Raw genomic sequence first — 12,925 nt, 5'->3', positions numbered from 1 at the left:
GAGTGGCCCGCAATCAATGCCATGTTGGCACAGCCTTTTAAAGCATGCTGCCACTTGGGTCTTGCCTTTCATTTAAGCATAAAAAAAGCTGCTGGCACCGGCTAAGCGGATGCCAACAGCTATCGTTTTCATAGTTTTACTGCCGCGATAAGGGGCCGCAGCATCGAGGCGATTTTGCGGAGATCAGGCGCGCTCGGCCGACTCCAGGGTGTTGACCATCAGCATGGTGATGGTCATCGGGCCCACGCCGCCGGGCACCGGGGTGATGTAGCCGGCGACTTCCTTGACGCCGTCAAAATCCACGTCGCCGCAGAGCTTGCCTTCGGCATTGCGGTTCATGCCCACATCAATCACCACAGCACCGGGCTTGACCATGTCGGCGGTCAGCACATTGAGCTTTCCCACGGCGGCCACGATGATGTCCGCCTGGCGGGTCATCGCAGCCAGGTCAGCGGTACCGCTGTGGGTGATGGTGACGGTGGCGTTCGCGGCCAGCAACATCATGGCCATGGGCTTGCCGACGATGTTGGAGCGGCCGATGACCACCGCGTGCTTGCCGCGCAGGTCCTTCATGCCGATCGATTCGAGCATCTTCATGCAGCCGTAGGGCGTGCAGGCCTTGAAGCCCACTTCGCCCACCATCAGCGCACCGGCGCTGGCCACATGGAAACCATCCACATCCTTGCTGGGCGAGATGGCCTCGATGACCTTGTGGTCGTCGATGTGCTTGGGCAGCGGCAGCTGCACCAGGATGCCGTGGATGCTCGGATCGTTGTTGAGCGCTTCCACACGGGCCAGCAGCTCGGCCTCGGTCATGTTGGCATCGTACTTTTCCAGCACCGAATGGAAGCCGCACTCTTCGCAGGACTTGACCTTGTTGCGCACATACACTTGGCTCGCCTGGTTGTCGCCCACCAGAACGACGGCCAGGCCCGGGACGATGCCCTTGGCCTTGAGCTGGTCGGCCCGCGCCTTGACATCGGCACGCAGTTGCTGGGAGAGGGCCTTGCCATCGATCAATTGAGCAGTCATGTGGTCATCCAAAAAGGTTGCGCGTGGTCCAGCAGCCGGGCGAGCCCCCAGCATGGAGCGCGGAATTGAAAAATGCGCCGTACCGGGGCCGGTACAGGCGCATTGCGCTAAGAGTAGCGTCGCTAAAGCGTCAGTCTCAGGGCGCGAAGGCCGCTAATTTATCACGTTGCCTTGGCTGCTGCATTTGAGCCCAGGGCAATCTTGAGCAGATCTGCCACGGTATTGGCGCCGAGCTTTTCCATGATGTTGGCGCGGTGCGCTTCCACCGTCTTGATGCTGATGCCCAGGTCATCGGCGATCTGCTTGTTCAGGCGGCCGGCCACAATGCGTTCAAGCACTTGCGACTCGCGTCCGGTGAGCTTGGCCAGCAGAGCATCGCGGCTGGCGGCTTGCTGGTGGCCGGCGAAGGCATCGCGTGCCTGCTCCAGCATGCGCTCGACCAAGGTATCGAGCTGGGCTTCATCAAAAGGCTTCTGGATGAAATCCATCGCGCCTTTTTTCATCGTGTCCACCGCCATCGGCACATCGCCGTGGCCGGTGATGAAGACGATGGGGAGCGGCGACTTGTTTTCGATCAGGCGGTCCTGCAGCTCCAGGCCGCTCATGCCGCCCATGCGGATGTCAACGATCAGGCAAGCCACTTCGCGGGCGTCGTAGCGCGCCAAGAAGGATTCGGCCGAATCGAAGCAGCGAACGCGGTAATCCTTGCCCTCCAGCAACCATTGAAGCGAGTCACGAACTGCTTCATCGTCATCGACTACGTAGACCGTGCCCTTTTTGGGGATCAAGCTCATGCACAATTCCTTCTATCAGTATGGGTATAGCGCTGGCTATTCAGCCGACTCCGCCTGGGATGCCACCGGAATCCAGAAGCTGAAATTACAACCTGTCACCTCCGGACCATTGTAGAGGTTCTCAGCCTGCATTCGGCCATGGTGAGATTCCACAATGCTGCGACACAAATTGAGACCAATTCCCATGCCTTCGCTCTTGGTAGAGAAGAAGGCCTGGAACAGGCGCTCCAGTGCTTCAGGTGACAGGCCGCGCCCCGTATCTTGAACAGAAAACTCTATCACATCCGTGGCGTCGATTTTTCGAGGAACCACACGCAGCTCCACCATGCGCTGGTGCGCCGGGCGCTCTGCATTGGCAATGGATTCGGCACCGTTCTTCATCAGGTTGATGAGCACCTGCTCGATCAAAATGCTGTCCACGTTGACCTTGGGTAAACGGGCGGCAACGTGGTGCGAAAGCCGCACATTGTGGCGCTTCAGCTCAATCGAGCCCAGCTCGACCGCTTCGCTGACGATGTCGCTCACATCGGCCAGGGACCGGTTGGGTTCACTGCGTTTGACAAAGGAACGGATGCGGTGGATCACCTGCCCGGCGCGCTGAGCCTGGTGAGCGGTTTTCTCCAGCGCACCCAGCAAGGCTTCTTCGCTGAGGCTGCCATTCTTCACGCGGGTGATCATCCCTGAGCAGTAGTTGCTGATGGCGGACAGCGGCTGGTTCAACTCATGGGCCACGCTCGATGCCATCTCGCCCATGGTGACCAGGCGGCTCACGGTCGCGGCCTTTTCGGCCTGGCGTGCTGATTGCTCTTCGGCGTGGCGGCGTGGGGTGATGTCGGTGGCAATCACCATCTGCGCCAAGCGCCCGTCCACCCAGTTGAGGTAGCGTGAGCGCACCTCCAGCCATTTGCCCAGCTCGGCGATGTAGATCTCAGCATTGCCGCTGACAGCCGTGGTGATCTCGTCGCTGGGCAAGCCCATCAGCCCGTCTTCGTCGTCCATGCTGGTGCTGGCATTGCTGTTGCTGGGCAGCACGCCCGCCTGGGCCACCAACTGCAGATGGCCCACAGTCTGCGAGCCAAACCATTGGCGGTAGAGCTTGTTGGCAAACAGCAACTCGGCGCTGCCCAGTGGTGCTACCGACACCGATGCGTCCAGCGCCTCCAGCACGATCGTGAAGCGTTCATACGAGGCCGACAGCTGCTCGCGGATGCGGTTGGGCTCGGTGATATCGGTCATCGACGTCATCCAGCCGGTCTGGCGGCCGTGGCCATCAATCAGCGGCGACACATAGAGGCGCGCCTCGAACATGGATCCATTCTTGCGCTTGACCCGCATCTGGAAGCCGCCGGGGAACACCTTGCCGCTCATCTCATCGATAAGCATGTCGTGGTAGGTGCTTTGGTCGCCTTCAGGCCAATACGGGTAGGGGGGCAACTTGCCCACCAGCTCTTCCTCGCTCCAACCGGTCATCTGGCAAAAGGCGGCATTCACATAGGAGATGCGACCTTGCAGATCAAGTGCGCGCATGCCGGTGAGCACGCTATTCTCCATCGCTCGGCGGAAGTTGGTCTCCCCCTGCAAGGCTTCCTGCGCGCGGATGCGCTTGCGGGTGTGGCGCCAGGTCGCCACCAGCAGCCAGGCGGTCATAAAGCTCAGCACGCCGACCAGCCAGAACAGCCCATTGCTGACCAGGCCCAGTGAGGTGTGGTAACCCTGGGCGCGTAGCTTCAAGCTGTTGCCCACCGGCGCTACCGGCATATCAAACTCATTGGGCTGGGCGCGCCAGGGCAGCAAACGCTGGGCCGCGACGCGGGGCGTAAGCGGTGTGCCGGCCAAGGTTGTGCCTTTGCCGTCTTGCATAGTGACAGCGTAGCGCGCCAGTATCTCCGTCGGCGTACCGTAGCGCAGCAGGTTTTCGATCGAGAACTCCGCCAGCAGCACACCGCCAAAGCGGCCCTTCTGGCTGATGGGCACCTCCAGCAGCAGCATCGGCGCGGTCTCGGTGGTCGCCAGCGGTTGCGAGAACACGGGCTGCTGCAGGTCGCGTGCCATCTCAAACAGCTCCAGCAGTTCCTTTTTCTGGATCACTTCATCGATGGTCAACAGGTTCTCGGCCGCGACGCTGGGGCCAAATTGCGTGGCGCGCACTTGGCGCCCGGGATCAATCCACGTGAGGGCCTGCAACTCGGCGTACTGGCTGATCAAGGTATCGGCCCGGTCGTTAAAGCCATTCTTGTCCACGTCCTGGTTGCCCACATCGCGTGCCAGCCGCATCAGCTGCTCCTGGCGCTCGGACAGGCGCAGGCGAATGCGCTGCTGCGCATATTCCACGTCGCGGCGCATGGCCTCGCGCTCGCGCTCCAGCTCTTCGCTGCGCAGGTACCAAAAGGCCGCAACAATCGCGATAAAAAACATCACCACCGCCACCAAGGGCGCGATGGCCGCATAGCGGTCCTGACGCGAAGGTGACAGGCCGCGCCACCAGTTCTGCCACATCTGCACCAAGCGGGGGCGGTGGGGGCTGGATGGGGTGGCGGGGCGCTCGGTCGAATTCATGGTCGCTGAGTGTAGACGAGGGCAGGGCAGCCATGGCCTGAGGCTGGACAAATCCTGCTATGTGGCAAGTGCACACCTCCCTGAGAAGCGCATGTATTGTGCATTTGCAGCAATTTTCCATATTATGAAATTGAAGACCGCTATTTGAAATTCATAAAAAATGTGAGAAACTCTGGCACAGTCATTCATAGCAGATCACTTGAAGGAGACGCCAGCATGTCCGAACCATCCGAACAAAAAGCCGTCAACGGCCCCACCCGCACCGACGGCCAAGAAACCCGAGAATGGATGGACGCGCTGTCCGCTGTGATCGACCGAGAAGGCGCAGAGTACGCCCACTCGCTGATTGAGCAACTGCTGGAGCACGCGCGCCAGAACAGCGTCGATCTGCCTTTCTCCGCCAAGACCGGTTACGTCAACACCATCGAGACCGAGCAGGAAGCCCGCAGCCCTGGCAATCTGGAGATCGAACAACGCCTGCGCGCCTACATGCGCTGGAACGCCATGGCCATGGTGGTCAAGGCCAACCGCATTCATCCACCAGAAGGTGGCGACCTGGGCGGCCACATTGGCTCCTTCGCCTCGCTGGCCAGCATGTTTGGCGCCGGCTTCAACCATTTCTGGCATGCAGAGAGCGAAAACCACGGTGGCGACTGCCTCTACATCCAAGGCCACGTATCGCCCGGCATCTATGCCCGCGCCTACCTGGAAGGCCGCATCAGCGAAGAGCAGCTGCTGAACTTCCGCCAGGAAGTGGACGGCAAGGGCCTGTCGAGCTACCCGCATCCCAAGCTGATGCCCGATTTCTGGCAGTTCCCTACCGTGTCGATGGGCCTGGGCCCCATCATGGCCATCTACCAGGCCCGCTTCCTGAAGTACTTGCACGCCCGTGGCATTGCCAATACCGAGAACCGCAAGGTCTGGGTGTTCTGCGGCGACGGCGAAATGGACGAAGTCGAATCGCTGGGCGCCATCGGCCTGGCCGCGCGTGAAAACCTCGACAACCTGGTCTTCGTGATCAACTGCAACCTCCAGCGCCTTGATGGCCCGGTGCGTGGCAATGGCAAGATCATCCAGGAGCTTGAAGGCGAGTTCCGTGGCTCCGGCTGGAACGTGATCAAGCTGATCTGGGGCAAGGGCTGGGATGCCTTGCTGGCCAAGGACCATGACGGCGCGCTGCGCAAGATCATGATGGAGTGCAACGACGGCGACTACCAGGCCTTCAAGGCCAATGACGGTGCCTATGTGCGCAAGAACTTCTTCGGCCGCGACCCACGCACCCTGAAGATGGTCGAGCACCTGAGCGACGACGAGATCTGGAGCCTGCAACGCGGCGGCCATGATTCGCAAAAGGTCTACGCCGCCTTCCATGCAGCGCAAAACCACCAAGGTCAGCCTAGCGTCTTGCTGGTCAAGACCGTCAAGGGCTTTGGCATGGGCAAGGTCGGCGAGGGCAAGAACAATGTCCACCAGACCAAAAAGCTGGCCGATGAGGACATCAAGGCCTTCCGCGACCGTTTCAACATCCCGATCCCGGACAGCCAGATCGCCGACCTGCCTTTCTACAAGCCAGCCGACGACACCCCGGAGATGAAGTACCTGCACGAGCGCCGCAAGGCCTTGGGCGGCTACCTGCCCAAGCGCCGCGAAAAGGCCGACGAGCAGTTCACCGTGCCACCGCTGGACACCTTCAAGGCCGTGCTGGAAGCCACGCCAGAAGGCCGTGAGATCTCGACCACGCAAGCCTATGTGCGTTTCCTCACCCAGTTGCTGCGCGACAAGGAAATCGGCCCCCGCGTGGTGCCCATCCTGGTGGACGAGGCCCGTACCTTTGGTATGGAAGGCCTGTTCCGCCAGATCGGTATCTACAACCCTCATGGCCAGCAGTACACCCCGGTCGACAAAGACCAGGTGATGTACTACAAGGAAGACACCAAGGGTCAGATCCTGCAGGAAGGCATCAACGAAGCGGGCGGCATGTCCAGCTGGATTGCAGCGGCAACCAGCTACAGCCATAGCAATCGCATCATGATTCCGTTCTACATCTACTACTCGATGTTCGGATTCCAGCGCATTGGCGATCTGGCCTGGGCAGCGGGTGATTTGCAGGCGCGCGGCTTCTTGCTGGGCGGCACCTCCGGCCGTACCACCCTGAACGGTGAAGGCCTGCAGCACGAAGATGGCCACAGCCACATCCTGGCTGGCACCATCCCCAACTGCATCAGCTACGACCCAACCTTCTCGCACGAAGTGGCGGTGATCATGCATGAAGGCCTGCGCCGCATGGTGCAGAACCAGGAAAACATCTTCTACTACCTGACCCTGCTGAACGAGAACTACCCGATGCCAGGCCTCACGCCCGGCACCGAAGAGAAGATCCTCAAGGGCATGTACCTGTGCAAGGCCGGTGGCGCCGGCGAGCTGCGCGTGCAGCTGCTGGGCTCGGGCACCATCCTGCGCGAATCCTTCTTTGCGCAAGAACTGCTGGCTGCCGATTGGGGCGTGACCGCCGACATCTGGAGCTGCCCATCGTTCAACGAACTGACCCGCGACGGCCAGGACGCCGACCGCTGGAACCTGCTGCATCCGCTGGAGACGCCCAAGGTGCCGTATGTGACCGCCGAGCTGGCCAACAGCACCGGTCCCGTGGTCGCTTCGACCGATTACATGAAGGCTTACGCCGAGCAGATTCGCCCCTTCATCCCTGCCGGCCGTACCTACAAGGTGCTGGGCACCGATGGCTTTGGCCGCTCGGACTTCCGCCGCAAGCTGCGCGAGCATTTCGAGATCGACCGCCACTACATCGTGGTTGCCGCCCTCAAGGCGCTGGCCGAAGACGGCAAGCTGCCCGCACAAAAGGTCGCAGATGCGATTGCCAAGTACGGCATCAACGCCGACAAGATCAACCCGCTGTACGCCTAAATTGCACCAGGAGACACCACAATGGCATTGATTGACATTCAAGTCCCCGATATTGGCGACTTCGCAGAAGTGGGCGTGATCGAGTTGCTCGTCAAGCCCGGTGACACCGTCACCAAGGACCAGTCGCTGATCACCGTCGAGTCCGACAAGGCCTCGATGGAGATCCCGTCCAGCCACGCTGGCGTGGTCAAGGAAATCGTCGTCAAGATTGGCGACAAGATTGCTGAAGGCTCGGTCGTCATCAAGCTGGAAGCCGCTGCTGATGCAGCAGCCCCCGCACCTGCTGCCCAAGCACCGGCCACGGCCGCCGCAGCACCGGCTGCCGCTGCTCCCGCTCCTGCGGCTGCACCTACGCCTGCACCTCAGGCTGCTGCTGCGCCTGCGGCGTCGGGCCCGGTCGAAGTGAAAGTTCCCGATATCGGTGACTTCAAGGATGTGGCCGTGATCGAGCTGCTGGTCAAGGTGGGCGATACTGTCACCGCAGAGCAGTCGCTGTTCACCGTCGAATCCGACAAGGCCTCGATGGAGATCCCATCGCCCGCCGCTGGCGTGGTGAAGGAGCTCAAGGTCAAGATCGGCGATACCATCAATATTGGTGACCTGGTCGCGATTCTGGAAGGCAGCGCTGCTGCTGCGCCAGCCGCCGCACCGGCAGCGCAAGCACCGGCAGCGCAAGCACCGGCAGCGCAAGCACCGGCAGCGCAAGCACCGGCTGCTGCCGCGCCGGCCGCCCCTACAAGCGCTCCAGCCCCGGCTGCAGCGCCAGTAGCCGCCGCACCGGCCGCTGCCGTGCCTGCCCACAACCCCACCGTACCCCCATCGGGCGCCATGCCTTATGCATCGCCATCGGTGCGCAAGTTTGCGCGCGAGTTGGGCGTGCCGCTGGAAGAGGTCAAGGGTTCGGGCAACAAGGGCCGTATCACCGCTGATGACGTGCAAGCCTTCACCAAGCAGGTGATGGCCGGTGCCGTGCAGACCAAGGCCCAGTCGGCCAAGGCACCTGCCGGTGGTGGCTCTGGGGCAGGTCTGGATCTGCTGCCATGGCCCAAGGTCGATTTCAGCAAGTTCGGCACGGTGGAACGCAAGGATCTGTCGCGCATCAAGAAGATCTCGGGCGCCAACCTGCACCGCAACTGGGTGATGATCCCCCACGTCACCAACAATGACGAAGCTGACATCACCGAGCTCGAAGCCTTCCGCGTCTCCACCAACAAGGAAAACGAGAAGAGCGGCGTCAAGGTCACCATGCTGGCCTTTGTGATCAAGGCGTTGGTGTCTGCACTCAAGAAATTCCCTGAGTTCAACACTAGCCTCGATGGCGACACCCTGGTCTACAAGCAGTACTTCAACATCGGCTTTGCGGCAGACACGCCCAATGGCCTGATGGTGCCGGTGCTCAAGGACGCCGACAAAAAGGGCATCATCCAGATCAGCGCAGAAATGGGCGAGCTGGCCAAGAAGGCACGCGATGGCAAGCTGGGCGCAGCTGACATGCAAGGCGGCTGCATCTCCATCTCGTCGCTGGGCGGCATTGGTGGCACGCACTTCACGCCTATCGTGAATGCGCCTGAAGTGGCGATCCTGGGCCTGTCCAAATCTGCCATGAAGCCAGTTTGGGATGGCAAGCAGTTTGTGCCGCGCCTGATGCTGCCGCTGAGCCTGTCCTACGACCACCGCGTCATCGACGGTGCCTCGGCTGCCCGCTTCAACGCCTATCTGGGCCAGGTGCTGGCGGACTACCGCCGCATCATCCTGTAATCGGAGACGCACACTATGGCAATCGTAGATATCAAAGTCCCCGACATTGGTGATTTCGCTGAAGTCGGCGTGATCGAGCTGCTGGTGAAGCCGGGCGACACCGTCGCCAAGGACCAGTCGCTGATCACCGTCGAATCGGACAAGGCCTCGATGGAAATCCCGGCCAGCCATGCCGGCGTGGTCAAAGAGCTGAAGGTCAAGATCGGCGACAAGATCGCCGAAGGCTCGGTGATTCTGTCGCTGGAAGCAGCAGAGGGCGCAGCCGCTGCGCCGGTGCCTGCTGCCGCAGCACCGGCTGCCGCAGCACCTGCAGCTTCGTCGCCCGCACCGGCACCAGCCGCGTCTGCGCCCACAGCGCAAGCGGCAGCGCCTGCACCCGTGGCCAGCAACTACAGCGGCCAGGTCGATGAAGACTGTGACGTGGTTGTGCTGGGCGGTGGCCCTGGCGGCTACTCTGCGGCATTCCGCGCAGCCGATCTGGGCCTCAAAGTGGTGCTGATCGAGCGCTACAAGACCCTGGGCGGCGTCTGCCTCAACGTGGGTTGCATCCCATCGAAGGCACTGCTGCACGTGGCAGCCGTCATGGACGAGGTCAAGCACCTGGACGTAGCCGGCATCAAGTTCGCTGCGCCTGAGGTCAATATCGACCAGCTGCGTGGCCACAAGGAAAAGGTCATCGGCAAGCTGACCGGTGGCCTGGGCCAGATGGCCAAGATGCGCAAGGTCACGATCGTGCGCGGCTATGGCAACTTCGTCAGCGCCAACCACATCGAAGTGCAGGAAACCTCGGGCGACGGCCAGGACAAGACCGGCGCCAAGAAGGTTGTGCAGTTCAAGAAGGCCATCATCGCTGCGGGCTCACAAGCGGTGCATCTGCCCTTTATGCCCAAGGACGAGCGCGTGGTCGATTCCACCGGCGCACTCGATCTGAAGGCTGTGCCCAAGCGCATGCTGATTCTGGGCGGCGGCATCATCGGCCTGGAAATGGGCACCGTCTACAGCACCCTGGGCGCACGCCTGGATGTGGTCGAGATGATGGACGGCCTGATGCAAGGCGCTGACCGCGATCTGGTCAAGGTCTGGCAAAAGATGAACGCGCCGCGCTTTGACAACATCATGGTCAACACCAAGACCGTGGCTGCCGAAGCAACGCCCGAAGGCATCAAGGTCTCGTTCGAGGCTGCCAAGGACGGCGTGACCGTGCCCGAACCCCAGGTCTACGACCTGGTGCTGCAAGCTGTGGGCCGCACGCCCAATGGCAAGAAGATCGGCGCAGAAGCTGCAGGCGTGTCCGTGACCGACCGTGGCTTTATTAATGTCGACATCCAGATGCGCACCAATGTGCCCAACATCTTCGCGATCGGCGACATCGTGGGCCAGCCCATGCTGGCACACAAGGCCGTGCATGAGGCGCATGTGGCTGCTGAAGTTATCGCTGGCGAGCTGCAAGGCAACAAGGAGCTGGCTGCTGCCGCTTTCAACGCCCGCGTGATCCCATCGGTGGCCTACACCGATCCCGAAGTGGCATGGGTGGGTCTGACCGAAGACCAGGCCAAGGCCCAAGGCATCAAGGTCAAGAAGGGTCTGTTCCCCTGGGCTGCCTCTGGCCGCGCCATTGCCAATGGCCGCGACGAAGGTTTCACCAAGCTGCTGTTCGACGATTCGCCCGAGGCCCATGGCCACGGCAAGATCCTGGGCGGCGGCATGGTCGGTACACACGCCGGCGACATGATCGGCGAGATCGCACTGGCCATCGAGATGGGTGCTGACACCGTGGACATCGGCAAGACCATCCACCCGCATCCCACCTTGGGCGAGAGCATTGGCATGGCGGCAGAAGTGGCCCATGGCACTTGCACGGATGTGCCGCCAGTGCGCAAGTAAGACCTGCTGGTCTTGAACCACTCCGCAAAAGACAGCCTACGGGCTGTCTTTTTTTTGCATGGTGCTACCGCTCAGCTGCGGCTGCACACTACATTCTTGGCCTATTCGTATTCAAACTCCGCCCGGTAATCATCCGGGTTGATGCCTTCCGCCCGCAGTGGCTCCACCAGCCGAAACCGCGTGACCTTGGCTGATGCTGTGATATAGCCCTTGATGACGAGTTCGCGGGTGACGGGGCTGTGCGCCTCTTGGGCTAGCTGCTCGATCACGCGGGTGGTTTTGCGGCGGGCGAGCATGCGGAAGAATGCTGGCACATGGGCGAGCAGGCGTTGGAGCAGCTCTTCGGCCTCGGCCGTCCATTCGCCTTGTTTGGGCAGCTCGGGCACAAAGCCCCATTCGTCTTCCGTCAGCGTGCGCCACAGCACGATGGCATGGCCATCGGCGTCGCTGACGCAGGCCATCTCTTCCAGCTCCGGCGTGCGCATGGGTTCGTAGCGCGGGCTGCTGCCTGCTGCCAACAGGGTTTGGTAGGCGTGGGCCACATCGGCCACCTGCAACCGTACGGTGATCTGCGACTCCACCTTGTGCACCTGCAGCAGCCGCAGCATGGCGCTGCCGGTGTCAATATCGACATAGCCTTCCGCACTGCGCGCCGGTACAAAGCCGATCACATCACGCCAAAAGCGTGTGGCGTTTTCCAAGTTGGTGCAGGGGACGACAAGGTGGCTGATTCCGAAAAACATGGCATACGCTGGTAAAAACAGCGTTGATGATAGCCGCCTGCCAGCCCCATCGATCAGAACTGATCGATTCAGCCGAGGCCGGTTGCAACACCGACAGTTGTCTTGGAGACATGAATGGCTGCCGACATGCCCCAGGATGCGCGAAGATCCCTGGTACAGAAAACGATGCAGCCCCTGGCGCCTGCTTGGCCCAGCCCAAGCGCCAAAGTCTGCCCGAGGAGACAAACCCATGAAAACCTTTGCATTTGCATCCACCCCTGCGATGGCGATAGCCGCAGCACTGGCAGCCGTCGCTGCCCCCGCGTTGGCGGCCTATCCAGACAAACCCATCAAACTGATCGTGCCTTTCCCGCCCGGCCAGGCCACCGATATTTTTGCCCGTGCGTTGGCAGAAAAACTGGGCCAAAAGTTGGGCCAACCGTTGGTGGTCGAGAACAGAGCCGGTGCCGGCAGCAATATCGGCACCGAGCAAGTGGTGCGCAGCACTGCCGATGGCTACACCTTGCTGGTGGCAGGCAGTGCGATGGCGGTGAACCAGACGCTTTACAAAAAGGTCAACTTTGACCCTCGGGTGGATCTGGTTGGCATCAGCTTGATCGCCAAGGTTCCGCTGGTGTTCTTGGCCAACCCGGCCACGGGCATCAAGAGCATGAACGATCTGGTGGTCAAGGCCCGCGCCGAGCCCGGCAAACTGAGCTATGCCAGCGCTGGTATTGGCGGCACCCAGCATTTGAGCGCCGAGATGGTCAAGGCCCGCGCTGCGCTGCAGATCGAACACATTCCTTATAAGGGCAGCGGCCCGGCGCAATCGGATTTTCTGGGCAACCAGGTCCCCTTGATGGTGGACTCAGTCACTGCAGCCTTGGCCAATATCCAGGCGGGCAAGGCCGTGCCGCTGGGTGTAACCTCGGCCACCCGCTCCAGTCAGCTGCCCCAGGTGCCAACGATTGCGGAATCCGGCCTGGCCGAGTTCAAGGGGTTTGAGGCCGTGGGCTGGCTTGGCCTGATGGCCCCCAAGGGCACGCCGCAAGCGGTGGTTGATCGCCTGAACCACGAAACCGTGGCCATCCTGAACAGCGCCGAGATGCAGAAGTTCATCCGCGACCGGGGCTCGGAGCCCGCACCCAGCAGCGGCGCTGAAATGGATCGCTTTGTGGCCAGTGAGATGCAGGAATGGGGCAAGGCGGTGAAGCAATCGGGCGCGACCGTGGAATAACGCGTCGGCTCCATCCCCAT

General features: G+C 61.5%; 8 protein-coding genes. 4 read left to right on the top strand and 4 right to left on the bottom strand.

Annotated features, from left to right (window positions below):
• Positions 1-183: 183 nt before the first annotated feature.
• The 3 genes from folD to HS961_RS14030 form a co-directional block, all read right to left on the bottom strand.
• Positions 184-1,032 carry a bifunctional methylenetetrahydrofolate dehydrogenase/methenyltetrahydrofolate cyclohydrolase FolD gene (gene folD, locus HS961_RS14040; protein WP_182322958.1) on the bottom strand — a complete coding sequence of 283 codons (849 nt, stop codon included), beginning with the start codon at positions 1,030-1,032 and terminating at the stop codon, positions 184-186.
• Positions 1,033-1,193: 161 nt separating this feature from the next.
• On the bottom strand, positions 1,194-1,826 hold the full coding sequence (locus HS961_RS14035) for a response regulator transcription factor (RefSeq protein WP_182322956.1): 633 nt from the start codon (positions 1,824-1,826) through the stop codon (positions 1,194-1,196).
• Positions 1,827-1,862: 36 nt separating this feature from the next.
• On the bottom strand, positions 1,863-4,382 hold the full coding sequence (locus tag HS961_RS14030) for a PAS domain-containing sensor histidine kinase (protein ID WP_182322954.1): 2,520 nt from the start codon (positions 4,380-4,382) through the stop codon (positions 1,863-1,865).
• A gap of 216 nt (positions 4,383-4,598) precedes the next feature.
• Here HS961_RS14030 and aceE point away from each other — a divergent pair, with 216 nt between their 5' ends.
• The 3 genes from aceE to lpdA are packed head-to-tail and all read left to right on the top strand — an operon-like array spanning position 4,599 to position 10,946.
• Positions 4,599-7,304 (top strand): pyruvate dehydrogenase (acetyl-transferring), homodimeric type, encoded by a 2,706-nt coding sequence (gene aceE, locus HS961_RS14025; RefSeq protein ID WP_182322952.1) that lies wholly within the window; start codon positions 4,599-4,601, stop codon positions 7,302-7,304.
• 21 nt (positions 7,305-7,325) lie between these two features.
• Complete coding sequence (gene aceF / locus HS961_RS14020; protein ID WP_182322950.1) at positions 7,326-9,062, top strand: dihydrolipoyllysine-residue acetyltransferase; 1,737 nt, start codon at positions 7,326-7,328, stop codon at positions 9,060-9,062.
• 15 nt (positions 9,063-9,077) lie between these two features.
• Entirely contained in the window at positions 9,078-10,946 is a 1,869-nt protein-coding gene (gene lpdA / locus HS961_RS14015; RefSeq protein WP_182322948.1) for a dihydrolipoyl dehydrogenase, read from the top strand.
• A gap of 101 nt (positions 10,947-11,047) precedes the next feature.
• Here the strand turns inward: lpdA and HS961_RS14010 are convergent, their stop codons facing one another.
• On the bottom strand, positions 11,048-11,689 hold the full coding sequence (locus HS961_RS14010) for a DUF2621 family protein (protein ID WP_182322946.1): 642 nt from the start codon (positions 11,687-11,689) through the stop codon (positions 11,048-11,050).
• Positions 11,690-11,951: 262 nt separating this feature from the next.
• Between HS961_RS14010 and HS961_RS14005 the strand changes: the two genes are divergently transcribed.
• On the top strand, positions 11,952-12,905 hold the full coding sequence (locus HS961_RS14005; RefSeq protein WP_238347946.1) for a tripartite tricarboxylate transporter substrate binding protein: 954 nt from the start codon (positions 11,952-11,954) through the stop codon (positions 12,903-12,905).
• The last annotated feature ends 20 nt before the right edge of the window (positions 12,906-12,925 follow it).

This window comes from Comamonas piscis, from assembly GCF_014109725.1.
Classification (GTDB): Bacteria; Pseudomonadota; Gammaproteobacteria; order Burkholderiales; family Burkholderiaceae_C; genus Comamonas; species Comamonas piscis.
Note: the sequence above shows the minus strand (reverse complement) of the source record. Positions and strands in the feature narration are given on the sequence as shown.